Annotated in this window: 18 protein-coding genes; 3 read left to right on the plus strand and 15 right to left on the minus strand. The window is 72.7% G+C overall.

Annotation, left to right across the window (positions count from 1 at the left end):
* A complete protein-coding gene (locus tag KE274_RS15300; protein WP_211545268.1) occupies positions 1-945 on the plus strand; it encodes a quinone oxidoreductase family protein in 945 nt (314 codons plus the stop codon).
* 16 nt (positions 946-961) lie between these two features.
* On the opposite strand, the gene KE274_RS15305 is transcribed toward KE274_RS15300, so the two are convergent.
* The 8 genes from KE274_RS15305 to KE274_RS15340 form a co-directional block, all read right to left on the minus strand.
* A complete protein-coding gene (locus tag KE274_RS15305; protein ID WP_211545270.1) occupies positions 962-1,570 on the minus strand; it encodes an alkylhydroperoxidase domain protein in 609 nt (202 codons plus the stop codon).
* A complete protein-coding gene (locus KE274_RS15310; RefSeq protein WP_211545272.1) occupies positions 1,567-2,181 on the minus strand; it encodes a CMD domain protein in 615 nt (204 codons plus the stop codon). Before KE274_RS15310 ends, KE274_RS15305 begins: the two co-directional genes overlap by 4 nt.
* Positions 2,178-3,224: a putative FMN-dependent luciferase-like monooxygenase gene (locus KE274_RS15315; RefSeq protein ID WP_211545274.1), complete on the minus strand. Its 1,047-nt coding sequence runs from the start codon at positions 3,222-3,224 to the stop codon at positions 2,178-2,180. The genes KE274_RS15310 and KE274_RS15315 overlap by 4 nt, the downstream gene beginning before the upstream one ends.
* The gene (locus KE274_RS15320; RefSeq protein ID WP_211545393.1) at positions 3,221-4,855 is read right to left on the minus strand and encodes a dipeptide ABC transporter ATP-binding protein; all 1,635 of its coding nucleotides are present in this window, start codon (positions 4,853-4,855) and stop codon (positions 3,221-3,223) included. The genes KE274_RS15315 and KE274_RS15320 overlap by 4 nt, the downstream gene beginning before the upstream one ends.
* Before the next feature lie 2 nt (positions 4,856-4,857).
* Positions 4,858-5,748 carry an ABC transporter permease gene (locus KE274_RS15325; RefSeq protein WP_211545276.1) on the minus strand — a complete coding sequence of 297 codons (891 nt, stop codon included), beginning with the start codon at positions 5,746-5,748 and terminating at the stop codon, positions 4,858-4,860.
* Complete coding sequence (locus KE274_RS15330) at positions 5,745-6,722, minus strand: ABC transporter permease (RefSeq protein WP_211545278.1); 978 nt, start codon at positions 6,720-6,722, stop codon at positions 5,745-5,747. The genes KE274_RS15325 and KE274_RS15330 overlap by 4 nt, the downstream gene beginning before the upstream one ends.
* 16 nt (positions 6,723-6,738) lie before the next feature.
* Positions 6,739-8,373 (minus strand): TIGR04028 family ABC transporter substrate-binding protein, encoded by a 1,635-nt coding sequence (locus tag KE274_RS15335; RefSeq protein WP_211545280.1) that lies wholly within the window; start codon positions 8,371-8,373, stop codon positions 6,739-6,741.
* A gap of 128 nt (positions 8,374-8,501) precedes the next feature.
* Positions 8,502-9,881 (minus strand): NtaA/DmoA family FMN-dependent monooxygenase, encoded by a 1,380-nt coding sequence (locus tag KE274_RS15340; RefSeq protein ID WP_211545282.1) that lies wholly within the window; start codon positions 9,879-9,881, stop codon positions 8,502-8,504.
* 104 nt (positions 9,882-9,985) lie between these two features.
* Between KE274_RS15340 and KE274_RS15345 the strand changes: the two genes are divergently transcribed.
* Both KE274_RS15345 and KE274_RS15350 read left to right on the plus strand, forming a co-directional pair.
* On the plus strand, positions 9,986-10,981 hold the full coding sequence (locus KE274_RS15345) for a Gfo/Idh/MocA family protein (RefSeq protein WP_211545284.1): 996 nt from the start codon (positions 9,986-9,988) through the stop codon (positions 10,979-10,981).
* Positions 10,974-11,942 (plus strand): NYN domain-containing protein, encoded by a 969-nt coding sequence (locus KE274_RS15350; protein WP_211545286.1) that lies wholly within the window; start codon positions 10,974-10,976, stop codon positions 11,940-11,942. The genes KE274_RS15345 and KE274_RS15350 overlap by 8 nt, the downstream gene beginning before the upstream one ends.
* Positions 11,943-11,954: 12 nt before the next feature.
* On the opposite strand, the gene KE274_RS15355 is transcribed toward KE274_RS15350, so the two are convergent.
* The 7 genes from KE274_RS15355 to KE274_RS15385 all read right to left on the minus strand — a co-directional run bounded on the left by KE274_RS15355 (position 11,955) and on the right by KE274_RS15385 (position 19,982).
* Positions 11,955-12,962 carry a sugar phosphate isomerase/epimerase family protein gene (locus KE274_RS15355; protein WP_211545288.1) on the minus strand — a complete coding sequence of 336 codons (1,008 nt, stop codon included), beginning with the start codon at positions 12,960-12,962 and terminating at the stop codon, positions 11,955-11,957.
* A 47-nt stretch (positions 12,963-13,009) separates the two neighbouring features.
* On the minus strand, positions 13,010-13,861 hold the full coding sequence (locus KE274_RS15360) for a sugar phosphate isomerase/epimerase family protein (protein ID WP_211545290.1): 852 nt from the start codon (positions 13,859-13,861) through the stop codon (positions 13,010-13,012).
* Positions 13,862-13,938: 77 nt separating this feature from the next.
* Entirely contained in the window at positions 13,939-15,135 is a 1,197-nt protein-coding gene (locus tag KE274_RS15365; RefSeq protein WP_431807417.1) for a substrate-binding domain-containing protein, read from the minus strand.
* Positions 15,136-15,149: 14 nt separating this feature from the next.
* Positions 15,150-16,205 (minus strand): ABC transporter permease, encoded by a 1,056-nt coding sequence (locus KE274_RS15370; RefSeq protein ID WP_211545295.1) that lies wholly within the window; start codon positions 16,203-16,205, stop codon positions 15,150-15,152.
* The gene (locus KE274_RS15375) at positions 16,202-17,359 is read right to left on the minus strand and encodes an ABC transporter permease (RefSeq protein WP_211545297.1); all 1,158 of its coding nucleotides are present in this window, start codon (positions 17,357-17,359) and stop codon (positions 16,202-16,204) included. The genes KE274_RS15370 and KE274_RS15375 overlap by 4 nt, the downstream gene beginning before the upstream one ends.
* Positions 17,356-18,876, minus strand: coding sequence for a sugar ABC transporter ATP-binding protein (locus KE274_RS15380; protein WP_211545299.1), 1,521 nt, complete (start codon positions 18,874-18,876; stop codon positions 17,356-17,358). Before KE274_RS15380 ends, KE274_RS15375 begins: the two co-directional genes overlap by 4 nt.
* Positions 18,873-19,982, minus strand: a complete 1,110-nt coding sequence (locus tag KE274_RS15385) for a Gfo/Idh/MocA family protein (RefSeq protein WP_211545301.1) — start codon at positions 19,980-19,982, stop codon at positions 18,873-18,875. The genes KE274_RS15380 and KE274_RS15385 overlap by 4 nt, the downstream gene beginning before the upstream one ends.
* Positions 19,983-20,092 lie beyond the last annotated feature (110 nt).

Here is a 20,092-nt window from a genome sequence, read left to right on the forward strand (position 1 = left end):
ATGGCCAGCGCGATCGTCTACACCGAGTTCGGCTCCCCCGATGTCCTGCACCTGATGGAGGTGCCCGATCCCGTCGCGGTGCGCGGCGAGGTGGTGGTGCGCATCGAGGCCGCGGGCGCGAACCCCATCGACGCGAAGCTGCGCAGCGGCAAGCGCCCGTCGCCGCCGATCACCGAGCCCCGCGGCGTGGGCTTCGACGGGGCAGGGGTGGTCGAGGTGCTCGGCGAGGGCGTCGACGACGTCGCGGTCGGCGACCGCGTCGCGATCCGCGACACGCGCGGCACCTACGCCTCGGCGCTCGCGGTCGAGGCCGACAAGCTGGTGCGGCTGCCCGATGCGGTGACCGCGGCCGAGGGCGCCGCGATCGGTATCCCCGCCGGGACCGCGTATCAGGCGCTCCGCTCGCTCGGCGTGACCTCGGGAGACGTGCTCCTGGTGCACGGCGGCTCCGGCTCCGTGGGTCAGGCGGCCGTGCAGTTCGCAGTGGCCGATGGCGCGACCGTGATCGCGACCGCGAGCCCCGCGCGGCACGATCAGCTGCGCGAGCTGGGGGCCATCCCGGTCGCGTACGGTGAGGGTCTGCTCGACCGCGTCCGCGCCGCCGCCCCCTCCCCCGTAACCGTGGCGCTCGACTGCGCGGGCACGGACGAGGCCATCGAGACCTCGCTCGCCCTGGTGTCCGACCGCGACCGCATCGCGACGATCGTGCGGGGCCCGGACGCGGCCGACTTCGGCATCCGCGCTTTCTCCGGCGGCTCCCCCGTTCCGCTCACGGAGCAGGAGCTCGCGTGGCGCGCCGAGGCCCTGCAGAAGACCGTCGACCTGCTGGCCTCCGGCGACTTCACGATCGAGCTCGGCCCTGAGCTGCCTCTCGCCGAGGCGGCGCGGGCCCATGAGCTCATGGAATCCGGCGCCGCCTCGGGCAAGATCATCCTGGTTCCCTGACCCGGAACCGCCCGGCTCAGGCCGGGGCCACGGGCCGGCCGAGCGACAGCATCAGCCGGTTGGCCCAGTTGAAGAACGCCGCGCCGTGCACCACGTCGGCGATCTCGCCGTCGTCGAGACCCGCGGCGCGCAGGCGCGCGACGTGCTCCGGCCCGAACGCGCTGGGCGTATCGGTCAGCGCGACCGAGGCCGCGACGATCGCGTTCCACCGCTCGCCCAGGTCGGCCGACACGCCCTCGTCGAGCAGCCGGTCCACGTCGTCTTGACGCTTGCTGTGGTGCGCCGCGAAGCGCGAGTGCACCGAGGCGCAGAACACGCAGCCGTTGCGGCGCGAGGCCGCGGTGGCCGCGAGCTCGCGGTCGGCGCGGGGCAGCCCGTCGGCGACGTTGTAGAAGATGTCCTTGTCCACGAGCGTGCGCGCGCGGAGCACCTCGGGGTCGCGCGCGAGCAGCCGGAAGTAGTCGTTCTTGGCGCGGGCCGTGTCGACCAGGCCGTCGTAGTGCCGCTCGGTCAGCTCCTCCTCCGCGAGCGGGGGCAGGTGCGGCGTCCACCCCACCTCAGCGCGGGTGAACGCGTGCGGGTGCGGGGCGTCGTCATGGCGGAGCACGGTGTCGGCGGCGGTCATGCGGCCTCCTCCTCGGCGGGGGCGGCGAGTCCGGCGGCCTCGAGCACGCGGAGGCCGGTCACGACGCGCTGCTGGAACGCCAGGAACGACACCAGCTGCGACAGCGTGACGATGCCGTCCGGGGTCCACCCCGCGTCGAGCAGGCGGGACAGGTCGGCGGCCGCGGCCTCGCGCGGGCGCAGCACCAGCAGGTGCGTGTGCGCGAGCGCGGCGGCCAGTCGCTCGCCGAGCGCGCTCGTGGCGGCGGCGTCCGGGGCGTACCGCGGCCCGTCGGTGCTCTCGTCCCGGAGCCCGGCCTCGGTGTACGCGCCGAACGGTCCGCTCGCGGCGGCCACGGTCAGCTCGGAGCCGACGACCGCGGCGCGCTCGGGATCGGCGGCCTCCGCCCGTTCGGCGTAGAACAGCGCGGTCGGGTCGCCGGTGCCGGCGAGACCGGTCGCGAACGCCGCGATCAGCTCGCGCTCGGCCTGCGACACGTCTCGCGTGGAGACGGGGTGGAACAGCGCGTCGAAGCTCGCCTGGAGCTGCTCGCGCGTGATCGGGCGGCGGCGCCGCAGCGCATCGAGCCCCGGCGTCACCCCCGTGAGGCGGTCGACGATGTCGTCGGTCATGCGTTCTCCTTCAGGGTCGTGTCCGTGGCGGACGGGGTGAGGGCGTAGCCGAGCGCCGGGGCGACCTCGGCGGCGAACAGCTCGATCGAGCGCAGTACGTGCTCGTGCGGCGCATCGACCGAGTGCACCTGGAACGCGACCTCGGTCGCGCGGGACAGCGTCGCGTCGGCCGCGAGCGACGCGGCCACCTCCTCCGGGGTGCCCAGGTGCGTGTCGAGCGCGGCGATCAGGTCGTCGAGGTCGTCGCCGGGGATCGTCTGGCCCTGGCGGCGGAAACCCTCCGCGGCGCGGCGCAGCCCGACCTCCGCGAACCGCAGCGCCTCGGCCCTGTCGTCCGCCACGAACACCGTGCGCGAGGCCGTGATGCGCGGCGCGACCCCGGTCGGCAGCGCGTCGAGGTACGCGTCGATGATGGGGTCCTGCAGCTCCGACAGCGGCGCGTGCAGGCGCTCGGCGGGTCGCGGCTGCGTGCGCGACAGCAGCAGCCCGTGACCGTGCACGCCCGCGCGGTGGCCGCCCGGAGCGGAGAACGTCGCCTGCCACACGCGGGCCGCGAGGTCGCCCGGGTCGGGGTACAGCGTGTTGTCTCCGCCGACGTCCTCCCCCGCGAGCGCGTCGAGCAGCACGCGCAGCTTGCGGTCGTACGCGGCGGCCTTGTCGCGCACGTCTTCGCCGAACGGCACGAACGACGAGGGCGTGCCCCCGCTGCCGAGGCCGAGGTCGAGCCGTCCGCCGGAGAGCAGGTCGGCGACCACGGCGTCCTCCGCCACGCGCACCGGGTCTTCCAGCGGCAGGGTGATGACCCCGGTGCCCAGCCGGAGGCGGCTCGTGTGCGCGGCGGCGTGCGCGAGGAACACCAGCGGCGACGGCAGCCCGCCCTCCGCGGCCCGGAAGTGGTGCTGCGCGACCCAGGCGCGACCGATGCCGTGTCGTTCCGCGTGCTGGAGCTGCGCCGTGGCCAGCGCGTAGCGGTCGGCCGGAGAGGCGTCGTCGAGCAGGCGGGTGAAGAACGCCACGGTGGGGGCGGCGGCTGGTGCGGTCATGCGGGGACCTCTCGGCTCTGGGGGACGTCTCTGGCACCGGGCACGGCGGCGAGCAGTTCCCTGGTGTACTCGTGCTGCGGGTCGTGGAACAGCTCCTCGGTCTGCCCCTCCTCCACCACGCGGCCGCGGCGCATGACCGACACCGTGTGGCTGATGCGGCGCACCACGGCGAGATCGTGGGAGATGAAGAGGTACGTGAGCCCGAGCTCGGCCTGCAGCGACGTGAGCAGTTCGAGGATGCGCGCCTGCACCGTCACGTCGAGCGCCGACACCGCCTCGTCGAGCACCACGATCTCGGGGTCGATTGCCAGGGCGCGGGCGATCGCGACGCGCTGCCGCTGCCCGCCCGACAGCTCGCGCGGGGTGCGGCGGGCGACGTCGGACGGCAGCGACACCCGGTCGAGCAGGGCGAGCGCGCGCTCACGCCGTTCGGTCCTGCCGCCGACGCGGAAGTTCTGCAGCGGCTCCGCGACGATGTCGACGATGGGCTGCCGCGGGTCGAGCGACGCGAACGGGTTCTGGTACACGAGCTGGATGCGCCGGCGCAGTTCGCGCAGCGATGCTCCCTTCGCCGCGGTCACGTCGTCGCCGCCGATCTCGATCGATCCGGCGTCCGGCTGGTGGAACCGGGTCACGAGTCGCGCGGTCGTGGTCTTGCCGGAGCCCGACTCCCCCACGAGCGCGTGCGTGGTGCCGCGGCGCACCCGGAACGACACGTCGTCCACGGCGCGGAACCGCTCGCGACCGGCAACCCGGAACTCCTTCACGAGTCCGTCGGCCACGATCGCGTACGGGTTCTCGGCGGCGACGGCGGCCGCATCCCGCAGGAACGGCGGCGCGTCGGGCCGGCGGAACCCGGTCGCGAACGCGGGCGCGTCGGCGAGCAGCTGCCGCGTGTACGGCTCCCGCGGCGCCGCGAGCACCACGTCGCTGGGCCCCTGCTCCACGATGCGGCCGTCCTTGAGCACGACGAGCCGCGCCGCCCGGTCGGCAGCGACCCCCAGGTCGTGCGTCACCAGCAGGATGCTCGTGCCGTCCTCGCGCTGCAGCTCGTCGAGCAGGTCGAGCACCGTGCGCTGCACCGTGGCGTCGAGCGCGCTGGTGGGCTCGTCCGCGATCAGCAGCCGCGGGCGCAGCGCCACCGCGGTCGCGATCAGCACGCGCTGCCGCATGCCGCCGGACAGCTCGTGCGGGTACTGGCGTGCGCGCAGCGCGGGGTCGTCGATGCCGACGCGGTCGAGCAGCTCGATCGCCCTGGCCCTGCGCGACCGCCGGTCCCGGTGGCCGTGCAGGCGCAGGATCTCCTCCACCTGCACCCCCACGGGTCGCACGGGGTCGAGCGAGGTCGTGGGGTCCTGCGGCACGAGCCCGATCTCGGGTCCGCGGATGCCGCGCAGGGCGCGGTCGCTCCAGCCGGAGATGTCGAGGTCGCCCAGGAGCACGCGGCCCGCGTCCACGCGGCCGCCCTCCGGCAGCAGCCCCAGCAGCGCGTGGGCCGTGGTGGACTTGCCCGACCCGGACTCGCCGACCAGGGCCAGCGTCTCGCCCTCGGCGATGTCGAACGAGATGCCGTGCACGACCTCACGGTCGCCGTACGACACCGTGAGGTCGGTGGCGGTGAGGACGGTCATGGTCATCGCGCTCCCCTTCCGATGCGGTGGCTGATGCGGTTGGCGCTGAGCACGACCGCGACCACCACGAGGCCGGGGAGGGCCGTGAGCCACCAGGCCGTCGCGATGTAGTTGCGGCCCTCGGCGATCAGCAGCCCCCACTCGGGCGTGGGTGGCGGCGCGCCGTAGCCGAGGAACCCGAGCGTGGAGATCGCCAGGATCGCGGTGCCGAACTGGAGGGCGGCGAGCGCGACGATCGGGGTGAGCGAGTTGGGCAGCACGTGGCGGCGCAGCACGGCGAAGAAGGTCGCGCCGCTACCGAACGCGGCCTCGACGTACTCGGTGCGCCGCACGCGCGCGACCTCGGCGCGCATCAGGCGGGCGAACGCTGCGACGCTGCCGAGCCCGACCGCGATGGCCGCATTCACGGTGCCGAAACCGAGCAGGATGATGACCGACAGCGACAGCAGCAGGCCGGGGATCGCCAGGAGCACGTCGACGATGCGCATCAGCACGTCATCCACGATGCCGCCGACGGACCCGGCGATCGCGCCGAGCACCGTGCCGAGCGCGAGGCCGACGGTCACGGCGATGAGCGCGCCGGAGAGCGAGTGCACCGCGCCGTGCACGACCCGGCCGAACAGGTCGCGGCCGAGCGTGTCCGTGCCGAACCAGTGCGCGGCGCTCGGGGGCAGCAGCTTGTCGGCCGGCACGCCCGTGAGGGGGTCGCCCGGCGCGAACAGCCCGGGGATCAGCGCCCAGAGCACCGCGAGCGTCACCACGGCGACCGCCAGGTACAGGCCCCACGGGCGGCGGCGCAGGCCACGCCGGCGGCGCGGGGGCGCGGCGGGTGCGGGCGCCGAGGCCGTCGCGGTGACAGTGTCGGCGGTCTCGGCGATCACGGGAGCGGTCATGCGGTCGCCTCCTGCGGCGTGCGGCGGGGTTCAGGGCGACCGCGGCGGGCGGAGGTGCGCTGCCGCGGGTCGATGAGGGGCGTCGCGAGGTCCACCGCGAAGCTGATGAGCACGAAGCCGAGCGCCGACAGCAGCACGACGCCCTGCAGCACCGGGATGTCCTGGTTCGCCACGGCCTGTTCGGTGAGCCGGCCGATCCCGGTGCGCCCGAACACCGTCTCGGTCACGACGGCGCCGCCCACGAGCTCGCCGAACAGCACGCCCGCGATCGTGAGGGTGGGCACCGCGGCGTTGCGGGCGACCGAGCGCGTGAGCACCCACAGCGGTGGCGCCCCCTTCGCGCGCACCACGGTCACGAACGGCTGCGCCTGCACCTGGTCTATCGACCGCACGAGCACCTGCGCGAGCGGCGCGGAGATCGGCACGGCCAGGGTGAGCACGGGCAGCACGAGCCCGCTCACCGGGTCGGCTCCGACGATCGGCACCCAGCCGAGCCCGAAGGAGAAGACCTGGATGAGCAGGATCCCGAGCCAGAACACCGGTACCGCGACGAACAGTCCCGGCACCTGGCGAAGGCCCGTGCGCAGCCACGCGAACGGCGCGAGCGACGACAGCCCGGCGATCAGCACGGCCAGCACGAGCGCCACCACGAGCCCGAGCGACGCGAGCAGCAGGGTCGCGGGCAGCGCCTCGGCCAGCATCGTCCGCACCGGGGTGCCGAACTGCGTCGAGTAGCCGAAGTCGCCCGCGAGGAACCCGAGCCCGGCGTGCACGTACTGCTGCCACCACGGGAGGTCGGCGCCGTAGGTCGCGCGGATGTCGTCGAGCTGCTCCGGCGAGAGCCCGAGGCTCGGGTCGGAGAACTTGATCAGGATCGCGTCGCCCGGCAGCAGCTGCAGCAGGAAGAAGGTGGCCGTGAAGGCCGCGATCAGCACGATCGCGGCCTGTCCGGCTCGTCGGAGGACGAAGCTCATCGCGTCACCGTCGTCCTCACTGCTCCGCGAGCCAGACGCCGGAGAACGTGGGGCGCCCGACCGACTCGAACGCGACGCCGTGCACGGAGGTCGCGGCACCGTACACCTGCGGCTCCTCGAACAGCGGGATCACGTAGGCCTGCTCGGCGATGTAGTCCTGCACGGCCTGCGACGCGGCGATGCGCTTGTCGGCGTCGGGCTCGGAGGCCACGGCCAGCAGCAGCTCGTCGAGCTTCGCGTCCTGCGAGATCAGCACGTCGCGGTTCTTGGTGAAGTACTGGCTCTTGATGACGTCGAGGTCGGCGCGTCCGACCATCGAGTGGTAGAACCCGGTCTTCAGCGGGTCGCGGGTGTCCTCGGCGTAGGTGCCGGCGTCGCCGGGCTTCACGGTCAGCTCCACGCCGACCTTTGCGAGCTGCTGGGCGATCAGCTCCAGCGTCTGCTTCGACAGCGGCTGCGGCTTGGCCTCGTACACCGTGATCGCGAGACGCTCGCCGTCCTTCTCCCTGATGCCGTCGTCGCCGCGCTCCCACCCGGCGTCGTCGAGCAGCTTCTCGGCCTTGTCCGGGTCGTAGGCGTAGTGCTCCGACTCGTCCTTGTAGCCGACGGCCTGGGAGGACAGCACCGACGTCGCCACGGGGTAGTTCTCGGTGAAGAGCGTGTCGACGACCTCCTGCGCGTTCACGGCCGCGATGATCGCCTGCCGCACGCGGATGTCGCTGAGTAGCGGGTTGCCCGGCCGCAGCGCGATGGAGTTGTTCACGCCGCGCGTCTGCGGGGCGTAGAGCGTGAAACCGGCCCCCTCCACACGGTCCTCGTCGAAGGCCTGCACGTAGCGGACGAAGTCGGCCTGTCCGGCCAGCAGCGACCCGATGCGCACGGAGTCCTCCGGGGTGATCAGCACGTGCACGGCGTCCAGGTACGGGCGGCCGTCGTTGTCGGCGCTCTCCGGTCCCCACGCGTAGTCGTCGCGGGCTTCGAGCGTGTACTCGGTGCCGAGCTTCTCGTCGGTGACGGTGAACGGGCCGGAGCCGATGATGTCGGCCGCGTTGCCTGCGCCGAAGTCCTCGATCGTCCCGTCGAGCGTCTCCGGCGAGAGCAGCCCGGAGTTGATGGTGGACGTCGCCTGCAGGAACCCGGGCGACGGGGCGGAGAAGCGGAACGTGACGGTGTCCTCGTCGACGACCTCGCTGCTGGCGTAGTTGTTGATCGCCTCGGACACCGTGAGCCCGCGATCGGCGTCGCCCAGGCCATAGGTGTCGAAGTTCTTGGCCACGGCGGCGGCGTCGAGCGGCGTGCCGTCCGAGAACGTGATGTCGGGGTTCAGGTCGAACGTGTACTCGGTGGCGTCGTCGTTCACGGTCCAGTCCGCCGCGACCCACGGCTCGATCTCGAGTGTCTCCGGGTTCTGCCACGTGAGCCGGGCGGCGATGTTGTTGACGATGCCGCCGTTCGGGTAGAAGCCGGCCTGCGGCGGGTACAGGTTGGTGTACGCCTGGTGCTCCAGGTACGTGAGCGTCCCGCCCGTGACCGGGTCGCCCGAGTCGGTCGGGGTGCCGGCGGGGGCGGCGGAGGTCGCGCACGCGGCGAGGCTCCCGGCCAGGACGAGGGGCAGCGCGACGGCGGCGGTGCGGATCAGACGGCGGTTCATGCGGAGGACTCCTCGGGTGGGGTGCGGGTGTGCAGGGGTGCGGTGTGCGGTGTGGGGTTCACGCTAGGAAGCGGCGGGGGCGGCGTGCCGGGTGGCGGACACGGGAGGTCGCCAGGCGACACCGCCGGTCACGCATCGACACGCGACGTCACACGCAGGCGGTCGCGCAGCGTGGTCGCGTCGTCGTCCGGGGCGCGCAGCAGCCCGCGTCGCCGCAGCTCGGGCGCGGCCAGCTGCACGAACGCCTCGAACTGCGCGGGCTGGAACGCGGAGAGCACGTTGAACCCGTCGGCCGCCCCCTCGTCGCGCCACGTCTCGAAGTGGTCGGCGACCGCGGCGGCGTCCCCCACCACGAACGCGGCGGGCACGGCGTGCGCGGCGACCAGGTGCCGCCACGTGAGCACGGCGTCGGCGCCGATGCCCAGCCCGGCGATGTGCGCCACACGCTCGATCAGCGCCGCCCCGCGCTCGCCGAGGCGCAGCGCCTCGGCGGTCCCCACCGCCGCGTCGAAGTCCGCGTCGCGCAGCGGGTCGTCGGCGGGAACCCCGAGCGCGTCCGCGAGTGCCGCGACCGTGCGGTTCGGCGGGAAACCGGGCCGCGCGACCTGAGACGCTTCCGCGAGCGGCACGAGCGCGAGCAGCCGCGCCACGATCCGGTGCGCCTCGGCACGGGTGTCGGCGACCACGGGCAGCACGGGCGCGATCACCCGCAGCGACTCGGGCGACCGGCCGGACGCGGCCGCGATCTCCCGCAGTCCCCGGCGCGTGGCGACCGCGTCGGCGAGGGTCGGCGAGGCGATGAGCGCGAGGTCCGCCTCGGTCGCGGCGAGCGCGCGCGACCGCGGCGACGTGCCGGCGTGGACGATCGGGATGCGCCCCTGCGGCGGTCGCGCGACGTTGAGCGGCCCGGTCACGCGCACGTGCGCGCCCTCCAGGTTCGCGGCACGCAGCCGGTCGGCGTCGATCAGCACTCCGCGCGCGGCGTCGGCGATCCAGGCGTCCTCGTCCCACGAGTCCCACAGCCGGCGCAGCGCCGTGACGAACTCCTCGGCCCGGTCGTAGCGGGTGTCGTTGTCGGCGTGGGCGTCGCGTCCGTGGTTGCCCGCCGCGCGCGGCTCGGCCCCGGTGACCAGGTTCACGCCGGCACGGCCGCCCGTGAGCACGTCGAGCGACGCCAGCGACCGCGCGGTCGTGTACGGGTCGGCGTAGGTGGTGTTGACGGTCGCGATGAGTCCGATGCGCGACGTGATGCCGGCCAGGTACAGCACCGCGCTGACCGGGTCGATGCGGGCGAGCAGGTACGGGTCGCGGAACTCCAGGTCGGGGCCCGTGGCGAGCCAGTCGCCGAAGAACAGGTAGTCGAGTCCGGCCGCCTCCCCCGCGGCCGCGATGCGCCGCAGCACCTCGGCGTCGCGCGCGGGGTCGCGGTGGGCTCCGGGGTGACGCCAGCCGGACGGGTAGGCGCCGAGCGTGCGCACCATGGCACCGATCAGGAGGGGTTCGGTCATGCCGTCACGCTAGAAGCGCGGGCGGCGGGCGGCCACGGTGCGGAAGCCGAGGGTCACGCGACGTCACACGGCGACATATCCACCCCACCCTCTACGCTGAGACCATGACTGGTCTTCGTTGGGGAATCCTCGCGACCGGCGGCATCGCCGGCGCCTTCGCATCCGACCTGCGCACCGCAGGACTCGATCTGGTCGCGGTGGGCTCGCGCTCGCAGGAGTCGGCCGACACGTTCGCCGCGCGCTTCGACATCCCGCACGCGCACCCGTCGTATGAGGCGCTGGTGGCCGACCCCGACGTGGACATCATCTACGTCTCCACGCCCCACCCGATGCACCACGAGAACGCCCGCCTCGCCCTGGAGCACGGCAAGCACGTGCTGGTCGAGAAGGCGTTCACGCTGAACCAGGCCGAGGCCGCCGATCTGCAGGCGCTCGCCGCCGAGCGTGGCCTGCTGGTCACCGAGGCCATGTGGACCAGGTACCTGCCGCACATGGTGCGCATCCGTGAGCTGATCGCCGAGGGGGCGCTGGGCGAGATCCGCACCGTGAGCGCCGACCACACGCAGCAGCTGCCGACCGATCCGGCGCACCGCCTGAACGCGCTGGAGCTCGGCGGCGGCGCGCTGCTCGACCTCGGCATCTACCCGATCTCGTTCATCTGGGACATCCTCGGCGCCCCCACCACCATCCGCGCGGTGGGCCGTCTGGTCGAGACGGGCGCCGACTCCGAGGTCGCCACGGTCATGACGCACGAGGGCGGAGCGGTCTCCACCAGCCTGTCGTCGTCGCGCGGTGCGGGCCCCAACGCGGCCAGCATCGTGGGCACGGAGGCCCGCATCGACATCGACCGCGTGTGGTACGCCCCGACCACGTTCCGCCTGGTGCTGCCGGACGGCACGGTCAAGGAGGAGTACGTGACGGAGATCGACGGCCGCGGCATGCAGTTCGAGGCCATCGCGGCGGAGCGGCTCGTCGCCGAGGGGAACCTCGCCGGCGACATCCTGCCGATCGCCGAGACCGTCGCCATCATGGGGGCGCTCGACGAGATCCGCGCACAGATCGGGGTCACGTACCCGGGTGAGGAGGACCACCGTGGCTGAGACCACCGACGCGCGCGTCGCCGTCTACCTCGACTTCGACAACATCGTCATCTCCTGGTACGACCGCGTCCACGGCCGCAACTCGTACGGCAAGGACCGCCAGCGCATCACCGAGAACCCGAACGATCCCGAGGTCGCCGAGCGGTTGAACCGGGCGATGATCGAGGTCGGGGCCATCATCGACTATGCCGCGTCGTTCGGCACGCTCGTGCTCACCCGGGCGTACGCCGACTGGTCGTCGCCCGTCAACGCCGAGTACCGCTCGCAGCTGGTGGCCCGCGCGGTCGACCTGGTGCAGCTGTTCCCCGCCGCCGCGTACGCGAAGAACGGCGCCGACATCCGCCTCGCGGTCGACGCGGTGGAGGACATGTTCCGCCTGCCCGACCTCACGCACGTCGTGATCGTGGCGGGCGACAGCGACTACGTGCCGCTCGCCCAGCGGTGCAAGCGCCTCGGCCGCTACGTGATCGGGGTGGGCGTTGCGGGCTCCACCGCGAAGTCGCTCGCCGCCGCGTGCGACGAGTTCGAGTCGTACGACTCCCTGCCCGGTGTCGCGCGTCCGGCCAAGGCCGCCCCGCCCGCCGCCGCCCCGGTCGCCGTGGCCGAGGCCGCTCCGGCCGCCGCGGAGCAGGGCGCCGCGAAGCCCAAGACCGCGTCGAAGTCGCGCGCCAAGACCAAGGCCCCCAAGACGGAGGAGCCGAAGGTCGAGGAGAAGATCGACGACCAGGGCGAGGCCACACGTCTGCTGGAGCGCGCGCTGCGCCTCGGGCACGACAAGGCCGACGCGGACGAGTGGCTGCACAGTTCCGCCGTCAAGACGCACATGCGCCGGATGGACCCGTCGTTCAGCGAGAAGGCGCTCGGCTACCGCTCGTTCTCCGACTTCCTGAAGTCGCGCGACGACATCGCCGAGCTGGAGGAGACGGGCCACGAGCGGCTCGTCCGCCTGCGCGAGCCCTGATCCCCCGGCTGCTCACTGGTTGCGGAACGCGGCGTCGAACGCGGCCTCGGGCGGCGGCCACAGCAGCGAGCGCACGAACCCGAGGGCCTCGGGGGCGCCGTGCAGCCGGTCCATCCCGGCGTCCTCCCACTCGATCGAGATGGGGCCGTCGTAGCCGATCGCGTCGAGCGCCCGGAAGGCGTCCTCCCAGGGCACGTCGCCGTGGCCGGTCGAGACGAAGTCCCAGCCGCGGCGCGGGTCGCCCCACGGCAGGTGCGAGCCGAGCACGCCCGCCCGGCCGTTGTGCGGTCGCATCCGGGTGTCCTTGCAGTCGACGTGGTAGATGCGGTCGGCGAAGTCGACGATGAAGCCCACCGGGTCGATGTTCTGCCACATCATGTGCGAGGGGTCCCAGTTGAACCCGAACGCGTCGCGGTGGTCGATCGCATCGAGGGCCCGCACGCTCGACCAGTAGTCGTAGGCGATCTCGCCGGGGTGCACCTCGTGCGCGAACCGCACCCCCTCGGCGTCGAACACGTCGAGGATCGGGTTCCAGCGGTCGGCGAAGTCCTGGAACCCCTGCTCGATCACGGCGGCGGGCACGGGCGGGAACATCGCCACGTAGGGCCAGATCGAGGAGCCGGTGAAGCCCACGACCGTGTCGACCCCGAGCTTGCGGGCCACCCGGGCCGCACGCGTCATGTCCTCGGCCGCGCGCCGGCGCACCCCCTCGGCCTCACCGTCGCCCCACACGTAGTCGCGCAGGATGGCCTGGTGGCGGAAGTCGATCGGGGCGTCGCACACGGCCTGCCCCGCCAGGTGGTTCGAGATCGCGAACAGGCGCAGGCCGTGCCGGTCGAGGATCTCGCGGCGCGACGCGACGTAGGCGTCGTCCTCGTCGGCGCGCCGCAGATCGAGGTGATCGCCGGAGGCCGCGACCTCGAGCCCGTCGTAGCCCCACTCGGCGGCGAGCCGGGCGACCTCCTCGAACGGCAGGTCGGCCCACTGGCCGGTGAACAGCGTGACCGGACGGGTGCTCATGGGTACTCCTTCGTCTCACGTGCGGGTGTCGGGTGCGGGGTCGGGGGTCAGGCGCCGAGGGCGCGGAGGTGGGCGATGCTGCGCGCGGCGAGGTCGTCCTGGCTCGCGGCGAGCGGGCGCCACACCGACGCGGCGACCGCGATCGTGGCGTTCTCGCCCGTGAAGCTCTCCAGGCCGAGCATCCCGCGGTAGCCGGCGTCGTCGAGCGCCGCGAGCACGCCGGGCCAGTCGGTGTGATCGTCGCCGACGGCGCCGCGGTCGCTGCCGCACACCTGCACGTGCGCGATCGCGGAGCCCGCGGTGCGGATGGCGTCGGCCGGGCGCTTCTCCTCGATGTTGAGGTGGTACGTGTCGAGAGCGAGTCCCACGCCTCCGCCCAGCAGCGGCTCCAGTGCGTCGAGGCCCTGCGCGACCGTGTTGAGCACGCTCGTCTCGTAGCGGTTGAGCGGCTCCACGGCCAGGATCAGCCCGGCCGCCGCGGCCTCGTCGGCCAGGGGGGCGAGGTTCTGCCGCAGCTCCGCCACGACCGCGGTGCGCTCGGCCTCGTCCATGCGCCAGGTCACGCCGGTCGGGGCGTAGAACGGGCCGGCCACCACCGGCGAGCGGAGGATCACGGCCGCGTCGAGGCAGGCGCGCAGGTACTCCTGCGTGGCCGGCACGTCGCCCGCGCGGCCGATCAGCGACCTCCCCGGCCCCATGGCCCCCACCACGACCGCGCCCATGCCGAGCCCGTCCAGCACGGCCCTGGCTCGGACCGGGTCCCAGTCGCCGGGGTTCTCCAGCGGCAGCTCCAGCGCGTCGTAGCCCATGCGCGCGGCCGTGCGCGCGAGGGGCTCGAGCGTCTCGTCGGTGAGCGGAGACGTCCACACCCACGTGTTGACGGCGATCGTGCGGGGCATCGTTGTCCTTCGATCAGGGAGTCGCTCCCACCCTCCCACCCCGCGGGTGCGGAGCGGAAGGGCGGGAGCGCGTGCGCTCAGGGGATCTGCCGCTCCTGCCACACCGTCGGGTAGCCGGGGAGGTTCTCCCCGCCGAACTTGGCGTAGTGGCCGTCGGGCATGCCCTCGTTCGCGGCGAGGTAGTCGTCGAGCTCCGCCTCCGTGATGGGCTTCTGCGGGAGCACCCACTCCTTCGGCACCTCCTGGCCGGCGAAGATCATCTGCGCCGCCAGCAGCGGGGTGCGCCACTGGAAGTTCGAGTACACGGGCGCCAGCCCCGTCAGCCCGGTGTCCTTCCACTTGCGCAGGAAGCTCATCTCGTCCTCGCCGGTCATCACCGGGTAGTCCGCGCCCGCGTCCTCGAACGCCTCGATCGCCGCGACGGCTCCGTCACCGGCGTCCATCCAGACGCCGTGCACGTCGCCCTTGGCGAGCTCGTCGCTGATGATGCTCTTGATCTCGGCCGGGTCGGCGCCGGTGAAGTAGTCCACCGCCTCGATGCCCGCCTCGTCGAACAGCTTCTCGGCACCGGCCCAGCGGTGCTCCAGCACGTCGACGCCGGGGAGGATGCGCAGGGCCACGACCTTGTCGCCCTCCTCCAGGTTGTCGATCAGGAACTCGGCGGTGTCGATGCCCCACGCGAATCCGCCGATCGGGTGGATGAACGTGACGGGGCAGTCGGTGTTCACGCCGCGGTCGAACACCACGACGGGCTTCCCGGTCTCGCACGCGCGCTCGACGGCCGGGGTCATGGCCGCGGTGCTGTTGGGCGAGATGAGGAACACGTCGCAGTTCCCCTCCGAGATGAAGTAGTCGATGTCGGCGATCTGGGTGTCGTCGGAGTCCTGCGCGTCGCGGGTCTCCATCTCGCTGATCGCCCCGGCCTCCTGCAGCACCTTGAGCTGCTCGTTCATCGTGATCCAGCCCGTCTGCCGCCACGGGTTGGAGATCGAGGCGTTCGCGAAGCAGGCCTTCTTGGCACCGCTGCTGGCGTACTCCGACGTGTCCACCATCTCGGCGTTGATGTGCTGCAGGTACGGCTCGTCCGCCGGTCCCTGGGGTTCGACGCCGCGCTCCGCGTCCTGCTTGTCGAAGAGCTCCTGGTCGAACCACTCGGTCGTCTCGGCCGCCTGCTCGGGGTTCTCCGACTCCGCCGGCGCCACGGACGGGTCGGTCGTGCACCCGGCGAGCGCGATGAGGCCGAAGAGGGCCACCCCTGCGGTGGCGATCTTCATCGATCGTCGCATTGCTAATCTCCTCTGGTTTCTGTGTGGATGGTGCGGGAAGCACTGGTGGTGCTGACGGGTTCGGGCGCCGCGGGCTCGGGTCCCGCCGGCTGTGGGCCGCGCGCGCGGCGAGCGCGGAACGCGACGGCGGAGTAGGCCACGGCGGCGATGATGATGACGCCCTGCACCGCGTCGCGCAGCGTCGAGGGGACGCCCGCGATGTTGAGCAGCATGAACAGCGCCTCGAGCGTGAACGCCCCGGCGACCGCGCCGACGATCCAGCCGCGTCCGCCGCCGAGCACCACCCCGCCGAGCACGACCGCGGTGATCGCGGTGAACTCGTAGCCGCGGCCGACCGAGGGGTGCACGCCCGCGTAGCCTACGAGCAGCACGGCCGACAGCGTGGCCGAGAGCGACGAGATCACGAACGCCTGCGTGGTGACCCAGGCGCGGCGGGCGCCGGCGTAGTCCACGGCCCTGGCGTTGTCGCCGATCGCGATCAGGGTCTTGCCGAGCGGGCGCCTGGTGAGGACGATCCCGAGCGCGAGCCACGCGATCAGCAGCAGCACGGCCCAGGGGATGAACTCCAGCAGCGGCACGTCGCGCACGCCGCCGCGCCCGATCTCGCGGAAGCTGTCGGCGGGGTTGCCGGTGGCCGCTCCGCCTGTCCACCACATCACCCCGCCGAGCAGCGCGAGCATCATGCCGAGCGTCACGATGAACGACGGCACCTTCAGCAGCGTGGTCAGGAGCCCGTTCGTGAGCCCGACCACCACGGCGACCACCACCATGAGCAGCAGCACCGGGATCGTGCGGGCGTCGTCCTGTCCGACGAGGTTGCCCGCGATGATGACCTGCGCGGTGATGAGCGAGCCCTGCGACAGGTCGAACTCTCCCGCGATGATCACGAAGTACTGGCCGATCGCGACGATCGCGATGGGGGCGACCCGCTGCAGGAACCGCATGAACTGTCCCGGTTCCGCGAAGCTCGGGTTGAGGATCGTGACCGCGATGAGCAGCACCACCAGCAGCAGGAACACGGCCCCGCGCGGGCTGACGAGCGTGCGCAGCGCCTTCATGAGCGCGTTCCTTCCGTCGGGGCGGGCGTATCGGCGGCGGGGCGGGTGTCGGGGGCCGCGCTGTCCACCGCGGCGGCCTCGGCGGCGGGGTCGGCCAGCTGCGTGGCCGCTGCCGCCATCTCGCCCTCCGCGGCCCTGGCTGCGGCATCGCCCCCGGTGCGGGTGCCCCCCGCGCCGAAGCGTGGGCGGCGGCGCACGATCGCGCGGCGGCTGTACACCGCGACCGCTGCGACGATGACCACGCCGCGCACCACGTCCTTCAGGAACGGGTTCACCTGCAGCACGCTCATGACGTTGTCGACCACCGCCAGGATCGCGACGCCGCCGATCGTGCCCCAGATCGAGCCGCGGCCGCCGAGCAGCAGCGTGCCGCCCAGCACCACCGCCGCGATCGACAGCAGCGCGTAGCCGCCCTGCTGTCCCACGGTGGGGCTGCCGACGCCCAGGCGACTGGCGAGCAGGAGCCCGGCGAGTCCCGCGAACACCGAGCACAGCACGTGCGCCCAGATCAGCGGCATCCGCGTGCGCACACCCGACAGCCGCGCGATCTCCGGGTCGCCGCCCACCGCGTACAGGTGCGCGCCCGTGCGGGTGCGGTTCAGCAGCACCCACACGATCACGGCGAGCGCGATCATGATGAGCGTCGACACCGGGACGGGTCCGACGCCGGTCGCGCCGATCAGCTGGAAGGCCCACGGCACGTTGCCCGCCGAGCCCTCGAAGTTCGTGTTGAGGATGCCCTGGAGGATCAGCCCGACGCCGAGCGTGGCGATGAAGCCGTTCACCTTGAGCACGGTCACGATCAGGCCGTTGAGCAGCCCGATACCCGCGCACACCAGCAGTGTCACCGCCACCGCGACCGGGATGTTGCCGGGGTTGCCGTTCATGAGGGTGGCCGCGAGCAGGCTCGACAGACTGATGACGTAGGTCACCGAGAGGTCGAGCGAGGCGCCGAGCACCACGAGGGTCTGCCCGATCGCGACCAGTCCGAGCACGCTCATGCCCGTCAGCACGTCGCGGATGTTGCCCGGGCTGAGGAAGTTGCGGCCGACGGTGGCGACCAGGATCGCGCCGACCACGAGGGCCAGCAGCAGGATGCCGAGCACGATCACCGTGGAGTCGATGCGCAGCCGGGAGCGCGTGGCGGAGGTCACGGCGCACCTCCGTCCACCGGGGGGCGGGCATCCGCACCGGTCGCCGCCGCGAGGATCTCGTGCTCCGCGGAGCCCGCCGGCAGTTCGGCGACCAGCTCGCCGTCGTGCATCACCAGGATGCGGTCGCTCATGCCGATCACCTCCGGCAGCTCACTCGACACCATCAGCACGGCCTTGCCCTGCGCCGCCAGCTCGCGCATGAGCTCGTAGACGGCGTACTTCGCACCCACGTCGATGCCGCGCGTCGGCTCGTCGAACAGCACGATCTGCGGACCGGTGAGCAGCCACTTGGCCAGCACGACCTTCTGCTGGTTGCCGCCGGAGAGGAACCGCACCTCCTGGTCGAGTCCGCGCGACGACACCTCCAGCGCGCTGAGCACCCCCGGCACGTCGCGGCGGGAGGCGGCGGTGCGTGCGGCGAACACGCTCCGCACGACCAGCAGCGCGTTGTCGAGGATCGACTGTCCGAGCGCGAGGCCCTGCGCCTTGCGGTCCTCCGAGACCAGCGCGAGCCCCGCACGGACCGCCGCCCGGGGACCGGTGATGCGGGCGGGCGCGCCATCGATGCGCATCGTGCCGCGCGTGAACGCCTGGATGCCGAACACCCCCTCCACGAGCTCGGTGCGACCGGAGCCCTGCAGCCCGGCGATCCCGACGATCTCCCCCGCGCGCAACGTGAGCGAGACCCCGTCCACGTACGCGTTGCCGCAGCCGTCGAGCTCGAGTCGCGGCTCCCCCACGGCCGTGCCGTCGAGCGGGTCGGGGAAGTACGACTGGATGGAGCGGCCCACCATGCGCCGCACGAGCTCGTCGGTCGTGAGCGCGGACGTGTCGTCGGTGGACACGAGGGCGCCGTCCTTGAGGATCGTGATGCGGTCGCACAGGTCGAAGATCTCCTTCAGCCGGTGCGAGACGTAGAGCACGGCGACGCCGCGCGAGGTGAGCCTCCGGATGATGGCGTACAGCAGCTCCACCTCGCGGTCGCTGAGCGCGGCGGTCGGCTCGTCCATCGAGATCACCCTGGCGTCGAACGAGAGCGCCTTGACGATCTCGACGATCTGCTGCTCGGCCACGGTGAGCGAGCCGACGCGGGCCTGCGGGTCGATGAACGACACCCCCAGGTCGTTCAGCAGCTCGGCCGTCTTGGCGTTCATGCCCCGCACGTCCACGAACCCGGCTCGCCGCGGCTCGCGCCCGAGGTACACGTTCTGCGCGACCGTCCGCTCCGGAAGCAGCGTGAACTCCTGGAACACGGTCACGATGCCCGCGTCCATGGCCTGGCGGGGGTGCGCGTGATGCACCTCCTCACCGAGGTAGGTCAGGGTGCCCTCGTCGGCGGGCTGCACGCCGGCGATGATCTTCATGAGCGTGGACTTGCCCGCCCCGTTCTCGCCGACGAGGCCGTGCACCTCGCCGGGACGCACGTCGACGTCGACGCCGTGCAGCACCTCCACGCCGAAGAACGACTTGCGGATGCCCCGCGCGGCGAGCACGGGCTGCGTCGTGGTCGCGGTCATGCCGGCACCTCCACCCATCGTCCGTCGTGCGCCGCGGAGTCGAGCACGGCCTCGGTCAGCACCGCCGAGCGGTGGCCGTCCGCGAAGGTGGGCAGTCCGTCGGGCCTGGCGCCCCCGATCGCGGCGTACACGTCGGAGACGAAGCCGTTGAACGCGTCCTGGTAGCCCATCGCGTGTCCGGCCGGCACGCGCTGCAGCCGGGCGGCGTCGGCGGCGGCGGTGGCGGGGTCGCGCAGCAGCAGGCGGGACTCGTCGCGCATCCCCACCCACAGCTCCTCCGGTCGCTCCTGCTCGAAGCGCAGGCTCTGCCGCGAACCGTGCAGCTCGAGCGTGAGCGCGTTCTTGCGGCCGGGCGCCATCTGCGAGATCAGGAGCGTGCCGAGCGCACCCCCCGCGGTCTCGATCAGCACGGCGACGATGTCCTCGGTGTCCACGGCCCGTCCGCCGCGCTCGGCGAACACCCGGCGGGTGCGGGCGCTCAGGGCGCGGATGCGCTCCCCCGTGACGAACTCGATCAGGTCGCACAGGTGCGAGCCGATGTCGGCGAACGCGCGGGAGGCGCCGCCCGCGTCGGAGCGCACGCGCCAGTCGTCGTCGCCGGGCAGCAGCATCCAGTCCTGCAGGTAGGAGCAGTCGAGCGTGAGCAGCTCCCCCGCCTCTCCCCTGGCGATGCGGGCCCTGGCCTCGCGCACCATCGGGTGGTAGCGGTAGATGAAGGGGACGGCTCCGATCACGCCGGCGGCGGCTGCGGCGTCCGCGAGCTCCCGGGCGTCGGCGGCGGTGGTCGCGAGCGGCTTCTCGCAGATCACGTGCTTCCCGGCGCGCAGTGCGCGGCGGGCGAGGTCGGCGTGCGTGGCGTTGGGGGTGCAGATGTGCACCACGTCGATGTCGGCGGCGTCGAGGAGGGCGTCGGCATCGGCCTCCGCACGGTCGGCGCCGAGCGCCTGCGCCGCATCGCGTCCTCCCGCGGCCGATCGGGTGGCGACGGCTCGCAGTTCTCCGCCCGCATCGCGTGCGGCCGCGCGGTGCACGCGGGCCATGAATCCCCCGCCGAGGATGCCGGCTCGGATCGTCCCGAGACCGGTGTCTGTGACATCCGTTGTCATGTCGGGGAGTCTGACACACCTCGCGCGACTTTTGCTAGACCTTCGTCAAAAGTTGTTTGTGTCGAATTCGAAGTTCCACGTCCTCCCGCCGAAGTGCTGTGGTTTACTGA

It is taken from the genome of Microbacterium paraoxydans (assembly GCF_018224615.1).
Classification (GTDB): Bacteria; Actinomycetota; Actinomycetes; order Actinomycetales; family Microbacteriaceae; genus Microbacterium; species Microbacterium paraoxydans_B.